Raw genomic sequence first — 20,727 nt, forward strand, 5'->3', positions numbered from 1 at the left:
ATGCGGAACGAACAGCAGCGGACAGTTCGGCGGCCCTGGGTGGTCGGGGTCACCGGTGCGTCCGGCACGCCGTACGCGGCCTCGGTGCTCCGGGCCCTGCTGGCGGCCGGCGAGGCGGTGGACCTGGTGGTCAGCAGGGCCGCCCGGCTGACCATCCTGGACGAGACGGGGATCTCCTTCCGGGACGCCCACTGGCGCGCCGACCTGGCCGCCTGGCTGGGCGGCGAGCAAGGGCTGCCAGGCGACGGCCCGGCCGGCGACGGCGCGGGCGACGACGACACTGGAAACGACGGCGCGGGCAACGACGGCCTGGACGGCGTGCGCTACTGGACGGCCGGTGACTTCGCGGCCGGCCCCTCCAGCGGCTCCTACCCGGCCAAGGGCATGCTGGTGGTGCCGGCCACCACTGGGGCGGTGGCCGGGATCGCGCTCGGGCTGAGCAAGGACCTGATCCAGCGCGCCGCCGCCGTCACCCTCAAGGAGCGCCGCCCGCTGGTGGTCTGCGTCCGCGAGACCCCGCTCGACGGGGTGACGCTGCGTCACCTGGTGGAACTGGACGCCGCCGGGGCCGTGGTGCTGCCGGCCGCGCCCGGTTTCTACGCGGGCGGCTCCACCGCCCAGGAGCTGGTGGACTTCGTCGCGGGCCGGGTGCTGGACGCGGTCGGCGTGCCGCACCGGCTCTACCGCCGCTGGGCGGGCGAGCTGGGTGCGGCCCGCGGGGCCCAGGGGGCGTAAGAAGGCGCGTCCCGGGAGAGTATGTTCTCTGCGATATCTGGCAGCCGACACCTGACGTCTGCGATTTCCGGGTTGCGCGGCAAGCGTGACCTTGGAACTGCGGATAATGCTCTCGGAGTCTGGCTCGGTTCGGAAGGACGCGGACGGTACATGGACACGGTGGACAGACAGCTCATCCAGGCGCTCCGGGAGAATGGCCGCGCCTCCTACGCGGAACTGGGCCGCCTGGTGGGCCTGTCGGGTCCGAGCGTCACCGACCGGATCAACCGGCTGGAGCAGGCCGGGGTGATCACCGGCTACCGGGCCACGGTGAACCCGGCCTCGCTCGGCTTCGGGGTGACCGCGCTGATCGGCCTCCAGCTCACCGACGCCGCCGACCACGAGGACGTGGCGCACCGGCTCAAGGACCTCGGCGAGGTCGAGGACTGCTGGTTCATCGCCGGTGACGACTCGTACATGCTCAAGGTCCGGGTCTCCGACGTCGAGGGCCTGGAGTCGGTGGTGAAGCGGCTCTCCGGCACCAAGGGGGTGGCCCGCACCCGCACCACCGTGGTGCTCTCCACCAAGTGGGAGAACCGGGTCAGCGACCTGCCGCTCAACACCGGGGAGTAGCCGTGCCACTGGTCGGACTGGAAGAACTGCGGGCCGCGCAGCGGCGGATAGCCGGGGTCGCCGTGCGCACCCCGTTGCTGCCGGCGCCCTGGGCCGAGGACGGTACCCGCCGGCTCTGGCTCAAACCGGAGAGCCTGCAGCCCACCGGCGCCTTCAAGATCCGCGGCGCCTACAACCGGCTGGCCCAGCTGACCGCCGAGGAGCGGGCCCGCGGCGTCGTCGCCCAGTCCAGCGGCAACCACGCCCAGGCGGTCGCCTACGCGGCCCGGCAGCTGGGCCTGGAGGCCGTCATCGTGATGCCGGACACCTCGCCCGAGGTGAAGGTGGCCGCGACCCGCTCCTACGGCGCCGAGGTGGTGCTGGTGCCGGCCGAGGAGCGGGACACCCGGCCGGCCGAGCTGGCGGCCCGGCACGGCTACGTCTGGGTGCCGCCCTACGACGACCCCTCGATCATCGCCGGGCAGGGCACGGTGGGCCTGGAGATCGGCGAGGACGCCCCGGACGAGCTGGACACCGTGCTGGTCCCGGTCAGCGGCGGCGGCCTGATCAGCGGCACCGCGGCGGCGATCAAGCTGACCACCCCGGGCGTGCGGGTGATCGGCGTCGAGCCCGAGCTGGCCGCCGACGCGCGCGAGAGCCTGCACGCGGGCGAGCTGCGCCCGTGGTCGGTCGCCGAGCGCTACCGGACCCTCGCGGACGGCCTGCGCAGCCCGCTCGGCGCGCTGAACTTCGAGCACCTGCAGGCCTACGTGGACGACATCGTGACGGTCAGCGAGGCGGAGATCCGCGACACCGTGGCGGTGCTGGCCCGGCGCGGCCGCCTGGTCGCCGAGCCCTCGGGCGCGGTGGCCACCGCCGCCTATCTGCACCGGGCGGGTGAACTGCGGGCCGGCGGGCGGGGGCGGGTCTTCGCTGCCGTGGTCAGCGGCGGCAACCTGGACCCGAAGCTGCTGTCCGAGCTGCTGGAGCCATAGGCGTAGTCTCGGTTCCGGCTCACATCGGCCATTGGATCGAAGACGTAGGAGGCGGTTCACCGCATGGACGCAGGGCTGAAGCGGGAGCTGGAGGCGAAGGTCTACGCGGGTGAGCGGCTCACCCGCGAGGACGGCATCGCGCTCTACGAGAGCGACGACCTGGCGTGGCTGGGCGGCCTGGCGCACCACGTGCGGACGGAGAAGAACGGCGACGTCGTCCACTTCAACGTCAACCGCCACCTCAACATGACCAACGTCTGCGCCGCCTCCTGCGCCTACTGCTCGTTCCAGCGCAAGCCGGGCGAGAAGGACGCCTACACGATGCGGATCGAGGAGGCGGTGCGGCTGGCCAAGACGATGGAGAGCGAGTCGCTCACCGAGCTGCACATCGTCAACGGCCTGCACCCGACGCTGCCGTGGCGCTACTACCCGCGCTCGCTGCGCGAGCTGAAGGCCGCGCTGCCGAACGTCTCGATGAAGGCCTTCACGGCCACCGAGATCCACTGGTTCGAGAAGATCAGCGGGCTGAGCGCCTCGGAGATCCTGGACGAGCTGATCGACGCCGGCCTGGAGTCGCTGACCGGCGGCGGCGCGGAGATCTTCGACTGGGAGGTCCGCCAGCACATCGTCGACCACGAGACCCACTGGGAGGACTGGTCGCGGATCCACCGGCTGGCGCACGAGAAGGGCCTGAAGACCCCGTGCACCATGCTCTACGGGCACATCGAGGAGCCCCGGCACCGGGTCGACCACGTGCTGCGGCTGCGTGAGCTGCAGGACGAGACCGGCGGCTTCCAGGTCTTCATCCCGCTGCGCTACCAGCACGACTTCCACGACTCCAAGGACGGCGTGGTCCGCAACCGGTTGATGGCCCGCACCGAGATGGCCACCGGCGCCGAGGCGCTGAAGACCTTCGCGGTCTCCCGGCTGCTCTTCGACAACGTCCCGCACGTCAAGGTCTTCTGGGTGATGCACGGCGTCACCACCGCCCAGCTCGCGCTCAGCCACGGGGCCGACGACATGGACGGCTCGGTGGTCGAGTACAAGATCACCCATGACGCGGACAACTTCGGCACCCCGAACAAGCTCGGCCGCGAGGACCTGCTCGACCTGATCCGGGACGCCGGTTTCCGGCCGGTCGAGCGCAACACCCGCTACGAGGTCATCCGCGAGTACGACGGCCCGGACCCGCTGCGCCGGGAGGCCCCGCAGGCGATGCGCCTCTGATCACCGCTGGTCGCACACACCCTCCCCACCAGTCCTGATGCCTCTTCATGGGGATTTAGGGCGGCCCGGGTTTACCGTGCGTGGTCGGCTTTGGCAGGATCGAGTGCATGTCCGGATCCCATCGCGCCGCCGCCCGCCGCAGGAAGGCGGGGCCGCCCGCCGCGGAGCCGACGGGCTCCCGGGCCCGTCCCGGGAGCCGGGCGCGGAGCCGCCAGGGCCGGCGCCGCAAGGCGCGCAAGCGGCGCGGGGCGGCCACCGCGGGCACCGCGGCGCTCCTGGTCGCGGCGGCCGTCGGCTGGCTGGGTTTCGGCCCGGGCGGCGCGTTCGCGGCGCACCGCGGCGCCACCGCGCTCGGGCAGCCAGCCACCTCCCGGCCGGCCCCGCCACCGGCCGCCCCGAGCGGCTCGCCCCAGCCGAGCGCGGCCGCCGAGCACACCGAGGCACCCACCGCCGACCGCTCGGACCGGGCGGACGGCAGCTTCGCCGCGATACCCGGCCTCGGCTCCGGCTTCAGCGGCCGGATACCGGCCGACGCCAACCAGGTGGTGCTGGCCTCCGGCACCGGCAAGGACTCCTCCGACGCCACGGTGACCCTGTGGAGCCGCGCCCCCGACGGCCGCTGGCGCCCGGGCACCGTGTGGCCCGCGCACAACGGCGACGCCGGCTGGACCGCCGACCACGCCTCCGGCGACCTGCGCAGCCCGATCGGGGTCTTCACCCTCAGCGACGCGGGCGGCCTCAAGCCCGACCCGGGCAGCAAACTGCCGTACCACCAGGACGACGGCTTCGTGGCGAGCGGCACCGGCTTCAACGGCGAACCGCTGGCCGGCGCCTTCGACTACGTGGTGGCGATCGACTACAACCGGGTCACCGGCACCTCCCCGCTGGACCCGCGCGAGCCGCTGGGCGACGCCAAGGGCGGCGGCATCTGGCTGCACGTCGACCACGGCGGGCCCACCCACGCCTGCGTCTCGCTCACCGCCGACCACATGACCGAGCTGCTCCGGACCCTGGACCCGGCCGCCCACCCGGTGATCGTGATGGGCGACGCGGCCTCGCTGGCCACCTGAGCCGCGCTCCCGGTAGCGCGCTCGGCAGCGGGGGGCGCCATTAGCGATTTTCGAACTGGTGGTCGAGCGAACGCCCGATCGTCAACCTGAGATTTCTCTTCATGTCACCAAATGGCGCCTGTTCCCCGTTGCGGGACAAGGGCCCTTGTCAGGCTCCTACAGCTTCGGGGGCCGGATCCTGTCACCGGCCGTGAGCAGTTGACGCACCGGTAACCGGGTTGAGTGGCAGCATGACCGGTTCCCGCATCGTGGCGCTCGGCCACTACCAGCCTCCCAAGGTCCTCACCAACGACGACCTGTCGGCGCTGGTCGACACCGACGACGAGTGGATCCGCAGCCGGGTGGGCATCCGGCAGCGGCACATCGCCGAGGGAGAGACGCTCGTCGACCTCGCCACCGAGGCGGCGCAGAAGGCGCTGGCCAACAGCGGTCTGGCGCCCGGTGACATCGACCTCGTGGTGGTCGCCACCTGCACCGCCGTCGAGCGCAGCCCCAACACGGCCTGCGCGGTCGCGGCGCGCCTGGGGATCCCCAGCCCCGCGGCCTACGACATCAACACCGTCTGCTCCGGCTTCTCCTACGCGCTGGCCACCGCCGACCACGCGATCCGGGCCGGTGCGGCGAGCCGGGCGCTGGTGATCGGCGCCGAGCGAATGTCGGACACCATCGACTGGACCGACCGCTCGACCTGCGTGATCTTCGCCGACGGCGCCGGGGCGGCCGTGGTCGAGGCCCAGCCGGACGGTGCGGAGCCCGGCATCGGCCCGGTGGTCTGGGGCTCGGAGCCCGAGAAGACCGACGCGGTGACCATCACCGGGTGGAAGCCGGTGATCAGCCAGCAGGGCCAGGCGGTCTTCCGCTGGGCCACCACCCAGATCGCCCCGCTGGCCCGGCGCACCTGCGAGCGGGCCGGGATCGATCCGGGCGAGCTGAAGGGCTTCGTCGCCCACCAGGCCAATCTGCGGATCATCGACGCGATCGCGGCCAAGCTCGGCGCGCCGGGCGCCGTGATCGCCCGCGACGTGGTCGACTCGGGCAACACCTCGGCCGCCTCGATCCCGCTCGCGCTCAGCAAGCTGGTCGAACGCGGCGAGCTGACCAGCGGTGATCCGGTGCTGCTCTTCGGCTTCGGCGGCGGGCTGGCCTACGCGGGCCAGGTGATCCGCTGCCCCTGAGGGCCACAGGCCCTGGTGGCGGCCGGACATGCCGGTGGGCGGGACCCCGGTCGGGATCCCGCCCACAGGCATGTCTTGGGCCAGCGCGCTGCGGTACGTCGGCGAACCTCCCCCGAGGACACGGCCGCCGCCCGACGTCCACCGGACAGGAGGCCGGGGCCACGCGCGAGCACACGATATGAGGGAAAACGGGGTGGAAGGACGGTCTACTTGGGAGGCTTCTTGCCGGTGACGCCCAGGTAGACCAGGGGGGCGAGGGTGGGCTTCAGGTCCTTGACCTTGACCCCCCAGGAGGTGAAGGCCTTCTGATGCTCCGCCGCCGAGGCGAGCAGGGAGATCAGCGAGCCGGCCACCGCCGCGGCGTCCTGCGCCTTGTCGGCTTGGCCCTTGGCCTGGAGGTCCTTGACGGCATCCGCGAGCGGCTTGGCGACCGAGTTGAGGACAGTCATGCGGATCTTGAAGAACCGCTTGTCCCCTTCTGCGGCACCAAGGGTGACCACGCGCAGAATGGCGTCGTTCTTGCGCCAGAAGGCGAGGAATCCGTCCACCAGTTCTTCGGACGTGGTGGCGCCGGACTTTCCTGCCCAGGACTTTCCGTCGATCAGCTCTTTGAGCTCGACGGAGTCCTTGGCCATTTCCTCGGCGATCTCGAGGACGGCGCCCTCGACATCCGGGAAGTACTGGTAGAAGGTCGCGGGGGAGGTACCCGCCATACGGGCGACGTCGATGACCTTGACGTCCCGGTACGGCGACGTGCTGAGCATCTCGCGGAGGCAGTCGAGCAGCTTCTGCCGCGTCTCCTGTCCGCGTCGCCCGGCGACGCGACCGTCGACGGTGCGAACTTGTCCTGTCATGCCGTCAGCTTACCGCGCACCGATCATGGCGCGATTCGGTGATGCGACTATTAGTCCGCTCGGGCGGGTATTGAGGGCCGGGATAGCGATATTCGAAGCCCCCCCGTGTGCTGATGGCGGCACAGAGTGACGGCCAGTGGGCTGAAGGGCCCTCGGGTCGCTCTGCGTAGTGTTGTGCGTGAATGCGGTGACGTCCGAGGCGTCGTCAGATCCGCTGGCCGGACATGGATTCGACGGGACGTCGGCCTCGGAGGGGGCCACGGCGGCCGGAACCCGACGGTGCGGTGCGACACGGCCGTGGAACCGGTGCGGGTGGAGATTGGCTCAGGGGGCGGGTGCGTTGGAGAATCAGCTCCGGCCCCCGACCGGGTGGCGTGCGGACGGGGAGGTGGCAGCCGAGTGGACCAGCTGACGGCGCAGGATCCGAGACGGATCGGGCCCTTCGAGGTGCTCGGGCGCCTCGGCGCCGGTGGGATGGGGCTGGTGTACCTGGCGAGGTCGGCCTCCGGCCGGCGGGTGGCGATCAAGACGGTGCGCGGCGAGCTGGCCGAGGACGAGTTGTTCCGGGTCCGGTTCGCCCGCGAGATCGCGGCGGCCAAGACGGTCGGCGGCTTCTACACCGCGGCCGTGGTCGAAGCCGACGCGGACGCCCGGGTGCCGTGGCTGGCCACCGCCTACGTGCCCGCGCCCTCGCTGGAGGACCTGGTCGGCGACTGCGGGCCGCTGCCGGTGGACGCGGTGCGCTGGCTGGTCGCCGGCATCGCCGAGGCCCTGCAGTCCATCCACGCCGCCGGGCTGGTGCACCGTGACCTCAAGCCGTCCAACGTGCTGGTGGTCGAGGACGGCCCGCGGGTGATCGACTTCGGCATCGCGGCCGGCGTCTCGCACACCCGGCTCACCATGACCAACGTGGCCGTGGGCACGCCCGCGTACATGTCGCCGGAGCAGGCCAAGGACAGCCGCAGCGTCACCGGGGCGAGCGACGTCTTCTCGCTCGGCTCGCTGCTGGTCTTCTGCGCCACCGGGCACGCGCCCTACCGGGGCGGCAACCCGGTGGAGACGGTCTTCAAGCTGCTGCGCGAGCAGCCGGACCTGTCCGGGCTGCCGGTGGAGCTGGTCGACCTGGTGCGGGCCTGCATGCGGCCCTCGCCCGAGCACCGGCCCACCCCCGCGCAGATCCAGGCGGAGCTGGCCCCGCACCTCTTCTCCCGCGACGACGCGGGGGAGGAGGGCGGCGACTGGCTGCCGCCGAACGCGCTGGAGCTGATCGAGCGCAAGCGGCGCGGGCGCAACCTGCCCGGGTCCCGGGGCGCGGCGGCGCAGGCCGTGCCCGCAGGGCCGGTGGCCGCGCCCGCGGTGCCGCCGCTGCCGCCGGGCCCGCCGCCGGTGCCCGAGCCCTACCGGGCGGCCCGCCAGGGCCAGGGCGCCCCCGCGGTGCCCGAGGGGCACTGGGGGCCGCCGCCCGCACGGCCGGCCCGGCCTGAGGCGGTGGACCCGCGGACCGGCGCGCTGGGCCCGCTGGGGCAGGCGGCGGTCGCCCAGGCGGCGGCCGGGCAGGGGGAGCAGGGCCGCTCGGCCACGGCCCGGCTCGGGTCCGGGGCTGGTGCCGGAGCCGGCGCCGCGGCGGAGAGCGAGGCGGCGACCGCCAAGATCGGCGCGGCCCGCCGGCACCGTCGCGAGCCGGCCCAGGAGATCCAGCTCTCCGGCGCCTCGGTGCGGATAGGGCCGGGGCCGCAGGCGCACGGGGTGGAGCAGGAGCGGCCCGCCACCGGGCCCACACCCGCCGAGACGGACTGGGTGCGCCGCTCGGGCGGCAGCACCGCGGCGCCGCTCGCCGGGCCGGCCCAGGCCGGCGCGGGCGCGGCGGGCAGCTCGCCCACCGGGGCCGAGCAGTCGGCGCAGGGCCGCTGGCGGCCGTGGCGGTTCCGGATGTCCAACGACGTCTGGGGCACGCCGCTGGTCGCCGACGGCACCCTGTTCGTCTCCAGCTTCGAGGTGCACGCGCTCGACATCGCCTCGGGCCGGCGCCGCTACAAGACCCGCGACGTGGCCTGGGCGGTCGCGGTGGACGCGGGCCGGCTGCACGCCGCCGACGGCCCGCACCTCTACACCGTGGACGTGGCCGACGGCACCGAGCGCTGGCGCACCTCGCTGGACGGCTGGGTCTACTCGCTGGACGCCGCCGACGGGGTGCTCTGCTGCGGGCTGCGCGGCGGCGGGGTGCAGGTGCGCTCCAGTGCCAACGGCGCGGAGCTGTGGCGGGTCGAGGACGCCCAGCAGGACTACGAGAACCCGCAGTCGGGCCCGGCGCTGGTGGCCGGCTCGGTCTACTACTACGGCGGCGGACGGCTGCGCTGCGTGGACGCCCGGGGCGGGCTGCCGCGCTGGACCTTCCCGGTGGGCGAGGACGTGCCCTCGCGGCCCGCGGTGCGCGACGGCCTGGTCTACGTCACCGCGGGCACCTCGGTGTACGCGCTGGACGCGGTCAGCGGGGCGCGGCGCTGGCGCTTCGAGGCGCCGGTGGTGCTCTTCACCCCGCCGACGCTGGACGACGCGGCCACGCCGTCGGTCTACGTCGCCGACTACCTGGGCACCCTCTACGCCCTGGACGGCGCCAGCGGGCGGGTCCGCTGGCAGGGGCGCACCGCGAGCCGGCAGGGCGCCGAGCCGGTGGTGCTGGCCGGGCGCACCGCGCTGATCGCCAGCGGGGAGACGCTCTTCGCCTTCGACACCGCGAGCGGACGGGAGTTGTGGCGCTACGCGGCGCGCGGCGAGATCGTCGGGGCCCCCGCGGCCGCGGACGGGCTGGTGCACCTGGGCAGCCGGGACCACTCGCTGCACACCGTGGACCTGGCCACCGGGCGGCTGCGCTGGGAGCTGGGCACCAAGGGCGAGCTGACGGGCTCTCCGGTGGCGGTGGGCGGCAAGGTCTTCGTGAGCAGCAAGGACCGCTGCGTCTACGCGCTGGACGCGGTCTACGGGACGGCGGTGCCCGAGCAGCGCTGAGCGCGGCCGGGGCGCCGGTGGGGCGGCGCGCCGATAGCGGGGATCCGGACATTTCGGTGAAATGCTGGCAAAACTCGACGGCAGTCGGGCAGCAGTCCCGCATGTTCGGAACCGGAGGCAGCCCAGGTGCACCCCTCGAAGGACAACACCCGCCCGTTCCCGTCCGGCCCGCGGCCCACCGGACCCCGGGCCGCCGGCGCCAGGCTGGTGCTGCCGGGCGCGCTGGCGCTCTGCTCGGCGCTGGCGCTCAGCGGCTGCACCAGCGGCTCGTCCTCCTCGGCCTCGGCCGCCGGCTCCTCCGGCGCGACCGCCACGCCCTCGGTGACCAACCAGCTGCAGGACGACTACGAGAAGGTGATCGCCGACGTGCTGCCCTCGGTGGTGCAGATCACCACCGGCTCCGGGCTCGGCTCGGGGATCGTCTACGACGACAAGGGCGACATCGTCACCAACGCGCACGTGGTGGGCAGCGCGACCACCTTCCAGGTGAGCCTGGCCAACAGCACCTCGCAGCTGGCCGCGACGCTGGTCGGCAGCTACCCGGACGACGACCTCGCGGTGGTCAGGCTGAGCAGCCCGCCCGGCGGCCTGCGCCCGGCGGTCTTCGGGGACAGCGGCAAGGTGGAGGTCGGGCAGATCACCCTGGCGATGGGCAGTCCGCTGGGGCTCTCCAGCAGCGTGACCCAGGGCATCGTCTCGGCCACCGGGCGGACCGTCACCGAACCGCAGGGCGGCGGCTCGCCGGGCGCGACCATCGGCAACATGGTGCAGACCTCGGCCGCGATCAACCCGGGCAACAGCGGCGGCGCGCTGGTCAATCTCTCCGGCCAGGTGATCGGCATCAACACGCTGGCCGCCGTCGACCCCGAGCTGAACGGCGGCGCCGCCACCGGGATCGGCTTCGCGATCCCGAGTGCCACCATCACCAACATCGCCGACCAGCTGATCAGCAGCGGCAAGGTGACCAACTCGGGCCGGGCGGCGCTCGGCGTCACGGTGCAGCCCTACTACGGCGGCACCTACCAGCCGGCCGGGGTGGCGATCGTCAGCGTGAGCGCGGGCGGTCCGGCCGCCGCGGCCGGGCTGCAGGCGGGTGACGTGATCACCCAGATCGGCAGCACCCAGATCACCACGGTCAACTCGCTGACCACCGCGCTGGCCTCGCTCTCGCCGGGGAGCAAGACCACCGTCACCTACACCCGCGCCGGGGCGAGCAAGACGGCCGAGGTGACGCTGGGGACCCTCGGCTCCTGACGGCGCGTCGCAGCCGCCCTCCCGGGGCCGCCCCTCGAACCGGTCCGGTGGCGCGCACCGCGCAAGGGTCGCGCCGCCGGACCGCCGCCGGACCGCCGCCGCTCAGGCGGTCCGGGCCGCCCGGGTGCGCCAGGGGAGCTCCACGGTGGCCGTGGTCGGGCCGCCCTCGGGGCTCTCCACCAGGAAGACGCCGTCCACCGCGCCGATCCGCTCGGCCAGCCCGGCCAGCCCGCCGCCCGGGCGGAAGCCGCCGCCCGGCGCGCTCGCGCCGCCCCGGCCGTCGTCGCTCACCTGGAGCATCAGCCGGTCGGCCGAGCGCCAGACGTCCACCGTGGCCCGGCCGGCCCCCGCGTGCTTGGAGGTGTTGGTGAGCAGCTCGCTGACCGTGAAGTAGGCGATGCCCTCGACCGCGGAGTCCGGGCGTTCCTGCCGGCCGTCCGGGCCGGAGAGGTCCACGTTGACCCGCACCCCGCCGGGGACGGTGCAGCGGGCGGCGACCGAGGAGAGCGCCGCGTCCAGGCCGCGGTCGGTGAGGACCGCGGGGTGGATGCCCCGGGCCAGGTCGCGCAGCTCCTGCAGGGCCAGCTTCACCTCGCCGTGCGCGGCGTCGACCATCTTGGCGGCCGAGGCCTGCTCCTGCGTCAGCTCGGTGTCCAGCAGCTTCTCCTTGGCCAGGCCGAGGTCCATGGCCAGCGCCACCAGCCGCGCCTGGGCGCCGTCGTGCAGGTCGCGCTCGATCCGGCGCAGGTCGGCGGCGGCGGTGTCGACGACGGCGCCGCGGTCCTCCTCCAGCTCGCGGACCCGCACCGAGAGCCCGCTCGGGCAGAGCAGCGCCTCCACGCCCACCCGGTGGGCGGCGGCGAGGTGGCGCACCACCCAGGGCAGCAGCGGCCAGCCGGCGATCAGGAAGACCAGGGTGACGCTGAAGGTGATGATGCCCCAGGGCAGCATCAGCACGCAGTAGAGCACCGAGCGCCAGCTCAGTCCGTCGGTGATCGCGGCCAGCACCCGGCCCGCCGTCCCCGGCCGGGTGACCAGCAGCGGTGCCGGCTCCTCGACCTGGGCGCCCAGGCTGATCCGGGCCCCGGCGCGGGCCCGGGCGCCGAACCAGCGGGCCTGGCGCAGCCCGAGGGCGAGCAGCGGCAGCCCGACCACCGTGACGCTCAGGGCCGCGCCGACGCTGAGGGTGACCACCGTGACGACGAAGACCAGGATCCCGACCGGCAGTCCGAGCAGGTGGTGCCGGACCTCCTGCCACATCTGGGCGCCGTAGAGCGGGCGGGCCTCGGGTCGGCTCTCGCGGCTGAGCTTCATCGGGTACGTCCGTTCTCGTCGTGAGGTGGCTGGCGGTACCAGCTTGGCGGGTGAGGGGGTCCCGGCGCACTGGGGTTCGGCAGAGGCCTGACCGGGGGATAACCCCACCCTTCACCCGTCCCGCCGAGGACCGGCGGGACGGGCCAGGGGTCCACGAGTTGTCTTACGGGTCGGGCGGGGTGCCGGGGTCACCCGGTGGTGGCCATAGACTCACGCCATAGCGAAGGTTATGGACGTGTAAAGACCGCTGGAGGCGAACGCATGCAGGGCCCCTGGGCCAGCGCCCTCGCGGCCGACCCCGCGCTGGGCAGCGGCTACTTCGACGCCTACGCGGCCGTCGGTCTGCTCGCGGTGGTCGGCGCGCTCTTCCTGGTGGTCGGGTTCACGGCCAACCGCCTGCTGCGTCCGGCGGTCTGGTCGCCGGAGAAGCTGCTCGCCTACGAGTGCGGGGTGGATCCGGTCGGTGAGGGCTGGGCGCACACCCAGGTCCGCTACTACGTCTACGCCTTCCTCTACGTGATCTTCGCGGTCGACGCGATCTTCCTCTTCCCGTGGGCGACGGTCTTCGCCGCCGCGGGCTACGGCATGGCGACGCTGGTGGAGATGTTCGTCTTCCTCGGCTTCCTCGCGATCGGGCTGCTCTACGCCTGGAAGAAGGGGGTCCTGGAATGGACGTGACCCACGGCCACGGCCACGGTTCCGGCGGACCGGTCCCGCTCGGCCTGCCCGACCCCGCCGCCCCCGGCCCCGGGGCGCTGGAGCGGCCCCGGCTCGGCGCGCTGTCCCGGCTCGCCCCCGATCCGGTCAAGGTGGTGCTCAACTGGGGCCGCCGGTACAGCCTGTGGTGCTTCAACTTCGGGCTGGCCTGCTGCGCGATCGAGTTCATCGCCGCCTCGATGGCCAACCACGACTTCATCCGGATGGGAGTCATCCCGTTCGCGCCCGGTCCCCGTCAGGCCGATCTGATGATCGTCTCGGGCACGGTGACGGACAAGATGGCACCGGCCGTGCGCCGGCTCTACGAGCAGATGCCCGAGCCCAAGTACGTCATCTCCTTCGGCGCCTGCTCCAACTCGGGCGGCCCCTACTGGGACTCGTACTCGGTGACCAAGGGCGTGGACCAGATCATCCCGGTCGACGTCTACGTGCCCGGCTGCCCGCCGCGTCCCGAGGCTCTGCTGCAGGGCATCCTCAAGCTGCAGGAGAAGATCGCGGCCGAGTCGCTGCCGGAGCGCTACGGCCCGCCGTCCAACGGCGCGCTGCGCCGACCGCTGGTACCGGGCCCCGGAGGTGCGCGGTGACCGGCCCCGAGGAGACGGCCGCGGCGATCGGCCCTTGGGCGAGCGCCGCCGAGGCGTACCACCTGCTCACCGTGGACGTGCCCGCCGAGCACTGGGTCGAGGCGCTGACCGCCGCCCGCGACGGGCTCGGCCTGCGCTTCTTCGACTGGCTGAGCGCCGTGGACGAGCTGGCCGATGGCTTCGCCGTCTGCGCCCACCTGGCCGCCGTCGGTGACGCGGGGCGGGTGCGCCACCTGCTGCTGCGCACCCGGGTGCCGCGGGCCGGCGCAGCGCTGGCCACCGCCGCCGGCGTCTACGCCGGGGCCGCCTGGCACGAGCGCGAGACGCACGAGATGTTCGGCATCGACTTCACCGGCCACCCGCACCTGGTGCCGCTGCTGCTCCCGGACGGCTTCGAGGGGCACCCGCTGCGCAAGGAGTTCGTGCTCGCGGCCCGGGTCGCCAAGGCCTGGCCGGGCGCGAAGGAGCCGGGCGAGAGCGAGCACGACCACGGCGGCCCGGCGCGGCGCAAGATGCAGCCGCCCGGGGTGCCGGACCCCAACGAGTGGGGGCCGCTCAAGGGCACCCTGCCACCGGTGGCGGAGCGCCCGGCGCGGGCGGCGCGCGGTCCGCGCGCGGCGGCGGCCGGTGCGGGGGCCGCGCCGGGGGCCGGGGCCGAGGGCGCGCCCGCGGTGCGGGCCGACCGGCCGCGCCGTACCCGCAGCATCACCGAGGGCTCGACCAGTCAGGCGGCGGCCCCGGGCGAGCAGGCCGAGCGGCCCGAGCGCCCGGCGCGCACCCGCGGCACCGACGCTCCGTGGCACTCCCCGGTGCCCGCGCACGATCCTGAGCCCGCTGTGCCCGCCGAGCCCGCTGTGCCCGCCGAGCCCGAGAAGTCGGCCGAGCCGACCTCCGACGCACCGCCGGCCGCGCCTGCCGCACCCGAGCCCGCATCACCCGAGCCCGCATCACCCGAGGACCAGAACGGAGAGGGCACGTGAACCTGCTCGACATGCTGCTGCGCTGCCTCGCCGCGCTGGTCGTCCTGCTCACCTTCCCGCTGATCATCGGGCAGACCGAGCACAAGGTGATGGCCCACATGCAGGGCCGGCTCGGCCCGATGTACGCCGGCGGCTTCCACGGCTGGGCCCAACTGGTCGCCGACGGCGTGAAGTTCGCGCAGAAGGAGGACATCGTCCCGGCCGGCGCCGACCGGCGTGTCTTCCAGCTCGCCCCGGCCGTCGCGCTGCTGCCGTACCTGCTGGTGCTGCTGGTGATCCCGGTCGGCCCGAACGGCTTCGTCGGCCAGGCGGTCGACGCGGGCATCTTCTTCGTGCTCGCGGTCATGGGCATCGGCGTGCTCGGCTCGCTGATGGCCGGCTGGGCCTCGGCGAACAAGTTCTCGCTGCTCGGCGGCCTGCGCACGGCCGCCCAGCTGATGTCCTACGAGCTGCCGATGCTGCTGGCCGGCGCCTCGGTGGCGATGGCCGCGGGCACCGTCTCGCTGACCGGGATCATGGCGGGCTTCCACTGGTGGTGGATCCCGTGGCAGGCGATCGGCGGCTTCGTCTTCTTCACGGCCGGCCTGGCCGAGCTGCAGCGCCCGCCGTTCGACATGCCGGTGGCCGACTCCGAGATCATCTTCGGCGCGTACACCGAGTACACCGGGCTGCGCTTCGCGCTCTTCCTGCTCTCCGAGTTCGCCGGCATCCTGGTGCTCTGCGCGCTCACCGCGGTGCTCTTCCTCGGCGGCTGGCACGGACCGCTGCCGCACAGCCTCGGCTGGCTCTGGACGCTGCTCAAGACCTTCGCGCTCGCCTTCGTGGTGATCTGGGCCCGGGTGACCTTCCCGCGGCTGCGCGAGGACCAGCTGATGCGCTTCGCCTGGACCGGGCTCATCCCGCTGGCGCTCCTCCAGCTCGCTCTGACCGGCATCATCAAGGTGGCGATCTCCCAGTGAACCTCCCCGGCTCCGGCCTGGCCAAGGGCCTCGCCGTCACCCTGCGGACCATGACGCGCAAGACTGTCACCGCGCAGTACCCCGAGGTCCAGCCGCAGCTGCCGCCGCGCAGCCGGGGCGTGATCGGGCTGCTGGAGGAGAACTGCACCGTCTGCATGCTCTGCGCCCGGGAGTGCCCGGACTGGTGCATCTACATCGACTCGCACAAGGAGACCCTCCCGGCGGTCGACCCGAACGCGCGCGCCCGCACCCGCAACGTGCTGGACCGCTTCGCCATCGACTTCTCGCTCTGCATGTACTGCGGGATCTGCATCGAGGTCTGCCCCTTCGACGCGCTCTTCTGGTCGCCCGAGTTCGAGTACGCGGAGACCGACATCCACGAGCTGACCCACGAGCGGGAGAAGCTGCGCGAGTGGATGTGGACCGTGCCGGCTCCGCCCGCGCTGGACCCGGCCGCCGAGGAGCCCAAGGAGATCGCCGCCGCCCGCAAGGCCGCCGACAAGCTGGCGGCCGCCGCCGGGGGTGACTCCGCATGACCGCGACCCTGCTCGCCGCCACCGGCTCGCTGGCGCCCGCCACCCGCGGCTTCCTCTCCCCGACCGGGGTGGAGATCGTCTTCGTGCTGGTCGGCCTGGCCGTGCTCGGCGCCGCGCTGATCTCGGTGACCACCAAGCAGCTGGTGCACGCCGCGCTCTGGCTGGTCGTCGCGCTCGGCGGCCTGGCGATCGAGTTCCTGCTGCTCACCGCCGAGTTCGTGGCCTGGGTGCAGGTGCTGATCTACCTCGGCTCGGTGGTCGTCCTGGTGCTCTTCGGCCTGATGCTCACCAGGGCGCCGATCGGCCGCTCACCGGACGCCGACTCGGGCAACCGGTGGATCGCCCTGGGCGTCGCGCTGGCCTCGGCCGGCACCCTGGTGACCCTGGTGGTCGACGCCTTCCGCACCTCCTGGATCGACCTGGGCGCGGGCGGCGGCTCCACCGCCGCGGTCGGCGCCAGTCTGTTCCGCTACTGGGTGCTGCCCTTCGAGGCGCTCTCGGTGCTGCTGCTGGCCGCGCTGGTCGGCGCGATCGTCATCTCCCGCACCGGCAAGGGCGGCGCCCGGCCGCGCCCGGGCCGGCTGCGCACCCGGCGCCCTGCCGGCTCCGCCGCCCCCCAGCAGCAGGAGCGCTGACCGCCGATGCATCTCGCCTACCCCGCCGTCCTCGCCGCGCTGCTCTTCAGCATCGGCGTCTACGGCCTGCTCGCCCGGCGCAACACCATCCTCGTGCTGATGTCCGTCGAGCTGATGCTCAACGCCGTCAACCTCAACCTGATCGCCTTCGACGCCTGGCTGCGCGACGCGCTGCACGCCGGGCAGGCGCTCACCCTGTTCACCATCACCGTGGCCGCCGCCGAGATCGGCCTCGGCCTGGCGATCGTGCTGCTGGTCTTCCGGACCAGGGGCACCGCCGACGTGGACCGGCTGACCGTGCTCGGCGACCGCGCCGCGGAGGTCCCGGCCCCGGCCCAGCCGCTCGACCTGGAAGCCGACGCCGCGTCGAAGGGCCGGACCCTCTCGTGAACCTCGCCCTCCCCGTGCTCGTCCCGGCGCTGCCCGCGCTCGGCGCCGCCGCCCTCTTCGCCACCGGCCGCCGGGCACCGGGCTTCGCCCGGCCGCTGGCGATCCTGCCGGTGGCGGCCGCCACCGTGCTGGCCCTGGTCACCGCCCTGCAGCTGGGCACCGGCAGCGCCCTGGACGCCGGCACCCGGCTCGCCCCCACCGGCGGCCCGGACATCTGGCTGGCCCTCCACCTGGACGGCTACACCTCGCTGCTCTCGGTGCTGGTCGGCGTGGTCGCCACCTGCGTGCAGGTCTACTCCACGGCCTACCTGCGCTCCGACCCGCGCTACCCGTCCTACGCCGCGCTGGTCTCGCTCTTCACCGCCGCGATGCTCCTGGTGGTCTACTCGGGCGACCTGATCGTGCTGCTGGTCGGCTGGGAGATCATGGGCATCTGCTCGTACTTCCTGATCGGCCACCACTGGGAGACCGAGGACGCCCGGGGCGCCTCGCTCAAGGCCTTCCTGGTCACCAAGCTCGGTGACGTGCCGTTCCTGTTCGGCATCTTCCTGCTCGGCGCCGACGCGCACACCTTCCGGATCACCGGGGTGCTGCAGGCCGCCGCGCACGGGCAACTGCACCACCCCACGCTGATCGCCCTGCTGCTGCTGGGCGGGGTGGCCGGCAAGAGCGCGCAGTTCCCGCTGCACACCTGGCTGCCGGACGCGATGGCCGGCCCGACCCCGGTCTCCGCGCTGATCCACGCCGCCACCATGGTCGCGGCCGGCATCTACCTGGTGGCCCGGCTGCTGCCGGTCTTCCTGCTCTCCGGCGCGGCGCTGGTGGTGCTCGCCGTGATGGCGGCGGTGACCATGGTCGGCTCGGCGCTCTGCGCGCTGGCCCAGGACGACATCAAGCGGGTGCTGGCCTACTCCACCGTCGGTCAGCTCGGCTACATGGCCGGCGCGCTGGCCTGCGGCGACCGCGAGGCGGCCGTCTTCCACCTGGTCGGCCACGGCGCCTTCAAGGCACTGCTGTTCCTGGCCGCCGGTGTGCTGATCCACGCCGCGCACACCAACTCGCTCTCCGCGATGTCCCGGCTGCCCCGGCTGCGCGACCGGGTGCCGGACGCCCGTTGGACGCTGGGCATCGGCCTGGTGGCCCTGGTCGGCCTGCCGCCGTTCTCCGGCTTCTTCACCAAGGAGTCGGTGCTCACCGCCGCCGAGCACGCCGCCACCGGGGAGGCGCTGACCAACGGTGTCGGCCCGGCGAGCGCGGTGCCGCACGCGGCGGGGTGGCTCGTGCTGGTGGCCGGCCTGGCCACCGCGCTGCTCACCGGCGCCTACGCGACGCGGCTGTGGCTGCTCGCCTTCCCGGGCCGCCGCGCCGGTGCGCTGCTCGCCGCCGTGCCAGCCGTGCCGGCCGGGCTCGCCGATCCCGCCGCCCTCGCCACCGAGCCGGACGCGCCCTCCTCGCCCGAGGTGGACGAGGCCGACCCCGGCCAGGCCGAGCCGGCCGCGATGCGCTGGCCGCTCTGGGTGCTGGCGCTCCCCACCATGGCCTTCGGTGTCGCCGGCCTGGACCCCGACTGGCTGCCCAAACTGCTGGACGGCGGATCGCTGCGCCCCAGTCCGGTCACCTGGGTGCTCGGCACCGGCCTCGCCGCGGCCGGGGTGCTGATCAGCTACGCGGCCTGGCGCACGAGCACCGCCCGGGCCGCAGCCCTGGTGGAGCGGGTGCCCGAGCAGGGCGGTGCGCCGGGGGCCGAGAGCCTCGTCCCCGCGACGGCAACCGCCACGCCGCCCCGACCGGTCACCGACCCGGGCCGGCTGCTGCTGGGCCCGCTCTACCGTCCGGCGCAGCACGGCTTCCACGTGGACCAGCTCTACAGCCGGCTCTTCGTGCGTCCCACCGTGGCCCTCGCCGCCCTGGTCAGGTTCCTGGACCGCGAGGTGGTCGAGGGCTACGTGCAGGCCTCCGGCGGAGCGGCCAAGCTGCTCGGGTGGGTGGTGCGCCGCAGCCAGAACGGCAACGCGCAGACCTACCTGAGCGCGCTGCTGGCCGGTGCGGTGCTGATCGCGGTCTTCGTGGCGGTCGGCACATGACGCCCGCCCAGCTGGTCACCCGTCACCCGTCCGCCCCGGCCCGCCCAGGGAGTCCCCGATGAACGTGCTCCTCATCGCCCTCCTGGTGCTGCCGCTGCTCGGCGCCGCCGCCACGCTGGCCCCGGCCGGCCTCTTCGGCCCGGACACCGAGACCCGCGACCGGCGCGCGCTGCGCTTCAACGCGGTGGTCACCGGCCTGGTGCTGGCGCTGGCCGTGGCACTGGCGGCCGCCTTCGACCACGCCCACCCGAGCCGGATGCAGGGCGTGGTCGACACCGCCTGGATCCCGGCCATCGGCGTGCGCTTCCACCTCGGGGTGGACGGCGTCTCGCTGCCGCTGGTGGTGCTGACCGCGCTGCTCACCTTCCTCTGCGCGCTCTACTCCACCAAGCGGCTGCCGCACGGTGCGGGCACCCCGTCCGCGCGGGCCTACACCGGACTCTTCCTGCTGCTCGAAGTCGGCATGCTGGCCACCTTCCTGGTGCTGGACCTGCTGCTCTTCTTCCTCGCCTTCGAGATCGTGCTGATCCCGATGTACTTCCTGATCGCCCGCTGGGGCAGCGGGGCCAGGACGGCCTCGGCCAACCGGTTCATCCTCTACACGCTGCTCGGCTCGGCGGTGATGCTGCTCGGCTTCCTGCTGGTGGGGCTGAAGACGGGCACCTTCGACATGACGGCGCTGGCCGCCGCGCACGGTCACGGGCTCTCGCACGGCACCCAGGTGGTCGCCGCGCTGGCGATCGGCCTGGGCCTGCTGGTCAAGGCCCCCGGCTGGCCGCTGCACAGCTGGCTGCCCGACGCCCACACCGCCGCGCCGACCACCGGCTCGGTGCTGCTGGCGGGCGTGCTGCTCAAGATGGGCACCTACGGCCTGGTCCGGGTGCTGCTGCCGATCGTGCCCTCCGGCACCGCCACACTGGCGCCCTACCTCGGCGCGCTGGCCGCCGTCGGCATCGTCTACGGCTCACTGGCCTGCCTCGCGCTGACCAGGCCGGGCCGCAAGGGCGACCTCAAGCGGCTGATCGCCTACTCCTCGGTGGGCCACATGGGCTTCGTGCTGCTGGGCATCGCCTCGCTCACCCCGGTGGGGGTGAACGGCGCGCTCTTCGCCAACATCGCCCACGGCCTGGTCACCGGCCTGCTCTTCTTCATCGTCGGCGCGCTCAAGGACCGCTACGGAACCGCCGATCTGGACACCCTCTCGGGCGCCACCGGGGCCGCGCTCTACGGCCGGGCGCCCCGGCTCGGCGCGCTGCTCGCCTTCGCCGCGGTGGCCAGCCTCGGCCTGCCCGGCCTGGCCGGCTTCTGGGGCGAGGTGCTGGCGATGTTCGGCGCCTTCGACCCGGCCGCGGGCCTGTCCCGGCCCGCCTTCGTCACCTACATGGTGCTGGCCGGCCTCGGGACCCTGCTGACCGCCGCCTACCTGTTGATCGTGGTCCGCCGGGTCTGCATGGGCGACCCGACGCAGCCCGCCGTCGCCCAGCCCGCCGAACTGCGCCCGTACGAGGCGGTGAGCTGGACGCCGCTGGCCGCGCTGAGCCTGCTGGCCGGGTGCTGGCCCGCGCTGCTGCTCGGGCTCTCCGATCCGGCCGTCAAGCAGCTGCTGGCAGGTGGCTGACCG

At 73.6% G+C, this 20,727-nt stretch carries 19 protein-coding genes; 17 read left to right on the forward strand and 2 right to left on the reverse strand.

Features of this window, described 5'->3' with window-relative positions; genetic code table 11:
- The 6 genes from OG455_RS23120 (at nucleotide 1) to OG455_RS23145 (ending at nucleotide 5,793) form a co-directional block, all read left to right on the forward strand.
- Complete coding sequence (locus OG455_RS23120; protein WP_266296655.1) at nucleotides 1-735, forward strand: UbiX family flavin prenyltransferase; 735 nt, start codon at nucleotides 1-3, stop codon at nucleotides 733-735.
- A 150-nt stretch (nucleotides 736-885) separates the two neighbouring features.
- Entirely contained in the window at nucleotides 886-1,347 is a 462-nt protein-coding gene (locus tag OG455_RS23125) for an Lrp/AsnC family transcriptional regulator (protein ID WP_266296657.1), read from the forward strand.
- A gap of 2 nt (nucleotides 1,348-1,349) precedes the next feature.
- Nucleotides 1,350-2,321 carry a threonine/serine dehydratase gene (locus OG455_RS23130; RefSeq protein ID WP_266296659.1) on the forward strand — a complete coding sequence of 324 codons (972 nt, stop codon included), beginning with the start codon at nucleotides 1,350-1,352 and terminating at the stop codon, nucleotides 2,319-2,321.
- Nucleotides 2,322-2,384: 63 nt separating this feature from the next.
- Nucleotides 2,385-3,548, forward strand: a complete 1,164-nt coding sequence (gene mqnE / locus OG455_RS23135) for an aminofutalosine synthase MqnE (protein ID WP_266296661.1) — start codon at nucleotides 2,385-2,387, stop codon at nucleotides 3,546-3,548.
- Nucleotides 3,549-3,655: 107 nt separating this feature from the next.
- Nucleotides 3,656-4,618 carry a L,D-transpeptidase family protein gene (locus OG455_RS23140; protein WP_266296663.1) on the forward strand — a complete coding sequence of 321 codons (963 nt, stop codon included), beginning with the start codon at nucleotides 3,656-3,658 and terminating at the stop codon, nucleotides 4,616-4,618.
- Nucleotides 4,619-4,848: 230 nt separating this feature from the next.
- Entirely contained in the window at nucleotides 4,849-5,793 is a 945-nt protein-coding gene (locus OG455_RS23145) for a beta-ketoacyl-ACP synthase III (protein WP_266296665.1), read from the forward strand.
- A 206-nt stretch (nucleotides 5,794-5,999) separates the two neighbouring features.
- Here OG455_RS23145 and OG455_RS23150 read toward each other — a convergent pair whose 3' ends face one another.
- Nucleotides 6,000-6,647 (reverse strand): TetR family transcriptional regulator, encoded by a 648-nt coding sequence (locus OG455_RS23150; protein WP_266296667.1) that lies wholly within the window; start codon nucleotides 6,645-6,647, stop codon nucleotides 6,000-6,002.
- Nucleotides 6,648-7,046: 399 nt separating this feature from the next.
- Here OG455_RS23150 and OG455_RS23155 point away from each other — a divergent pair, with 399 nt between their 5' ends.
- The gene (locus OG455_RS23155; protein WP_266296669.1) at nucleotides 7,047-9,653 is read left to right on the forward strand and encodes a PQQ-binding-like beta-propeller repeat protein; all 2,607 of its coding nucleotides are present in this window, start codon (nucleotides 7,047-7,049) and stop codon (nucleotides 9,651-9,653) included.
- Between the two features lie 207 nt (nucleotides 9,654-9,860).
- The gene (locus tag OG455_RS23160) at nucleotides 9,861-10,907 is read left to right on the forward strand and encodes a S1C family serine protease (protein WP_266300920.1); all 1,047 of its coding nucleotides are present in this window, start codon (nucleotides 9,861-9,863) and stop codon (nucleotides 10,905-10,907) included.
- A 102-nt stretch (nucleotides 10,908-11,009) separates the two neighbouring features.
- On the opposite strand, the gene OG455_RS23165 is transcribed toward OG455_RS23160, so the two are convergent.
- On the reverse strand, nucleotides 11,010-12,221 hold the full coding sequence (locus OG455_RS23165; protein WP_266296670.1) for a sensor histidine kinase: 1,212 nt from the start codon (nucleotides 12,219-12,221) through the stop codon (nucleotides 11,010-11,012).
- Nucleotides 12,222-12,482: 261 nt separating this feature from the next.
- Between OG455_RS23165 and OG455_RS23170 the strand changes: the two genes are divergently transcribed.
- The 9 genes from OG455_RS23170 to OG455_RS23210 are packed head-to-tail and all read left to right on the forward strand — an operon-like array spanning nucleotide 12,483 to nucleotide 20,724.
- Nucleotides 12,483-12,899, forward strand: coding sequence for an NADH-quinone oxidoreductase subunit A (locus OG455_RS23170; protein ID WP_266296671.1), 417 nt, complete (start codon nucleotides 12,483-12,485; stop codon nucleotides 12,897-12,899).
- The gene (locus OG455_RS23175) at nucleotides 12,890-13,522 is read left to right on the forward strand and encodes an NADH-quinone oxidoreductase subunit B (RefSeq protein ID WP_266296672.1); all 633 of its coding nucleotides are present in this window, start codon (nucleotides 12,890-12,892) and stop codon (nucleotides 13,520-13,522) included. Before OG455_RS23170 ends, OG455_RS23175 begins: the two co-directional genes overlap by 10 nt.
- The gene (locus OG455_RS23180) at nucleotides 13,519-14,502 is read left to right on the forward strand and encodes an NADH-quinone oxidoreductase subunit C (protein WP_266296674.1); all 984 of its coding nucleotides are present in this window, start codon (nucleotides 13,519-13,521) and stop codon (nucleotides 14,500-14,502) included. The genes OG455_RS23175 and OG455_RS23180 overlap by 4 nt, the downstream gene beginning before the upstream one ends.
- A gap of 11 nt (nucleotides 14,503-14,513) precedes the next feature.
- Nucleotides 14,514-15,461, forward strand: coding sequence for a complex I subunit 1 family protein (locus OG455_RS23185; protein WP_266300921.1), 948 nt, complete (start codon nucleotides 14,514-14,516; stop codon nucleotides 15,459-15,461).
- A gap of 50 nt (nucleotides 15,462-15,511) precedes the next feature.
- Nucleotides 15,512-15,997, forward strand: coding sequence for a 4Fe-4S binding protein (locus OG455_RS23190; protein ID WP_266300922.1), 486 nt, complete (start codon nucleotides 15,512-15,514; stop codon nucleotides 15,995-15,997).
- A complete protein-coding gene (locus tag OG455_RS23195; protein WP_266296675.1) occupies nucleotides 15,994-16,632 on the forward strand; it encodes an NADH-quinone oxidoreductase subunit J in 639 nt (212 codons plus the stop codon). Before OG455_RS23190 ends, OG455_RS23195 begins: the two co-directional genes overlap by 4 nt.
- Nucleotides 16,633-16,638: 6 nt before the next feature.
- Nucleotides 16,639-17,022, forward strand: a complete 384-nt coding sequence (nuoK, locus tag OG455_RS23200; RefSeq protein ID WP_266296676.1) for an NADH-quinone oxidoreductase subunit NuoK — start codon at nucleotides 16,639-16,641, stop codon at nucleotides 17,020-17,022.
- Nucleotides 17,019-19,106 (forward strand): NADH-quinone oxidoreductase subunit L, encoded by a 2,088-nt coding sequence (locus tag OG455_RS23205; protein ID WP_266296677.1) that lies wholly within the window; start codon nucleotides 17,019-17,021, stop codon nucleotides 19,104-19,106. Before nuoK ends, OG455_RS23205 begins: the two co-directional genes overlap by 4 nt.
- A 58-nt stretch (nucleotides 19,107-19,164) precedes the next feature.
- Complete coding sequence (locus OG455_RS23210; RefSeq protein WP_266296678.1) at nucleotides 19,165-20,724, forward strand: NuoM family protein; 1,560 nt, start codon at nucleotides 19,165-19,167, stop codon at nucleotides 20,722-20,724.
- Nucleotides 20,725-20,727: the final 3 nt, after the last annotated feature.

This window comes from Kitasatospora sp. NBC_01287, assembly GCF_026340565.1.
Lineage (GTDB): Bacteria > Actinomycetota > Actinomycetes > Streptomycetales > Streptomycetaceae > Kitasatospora.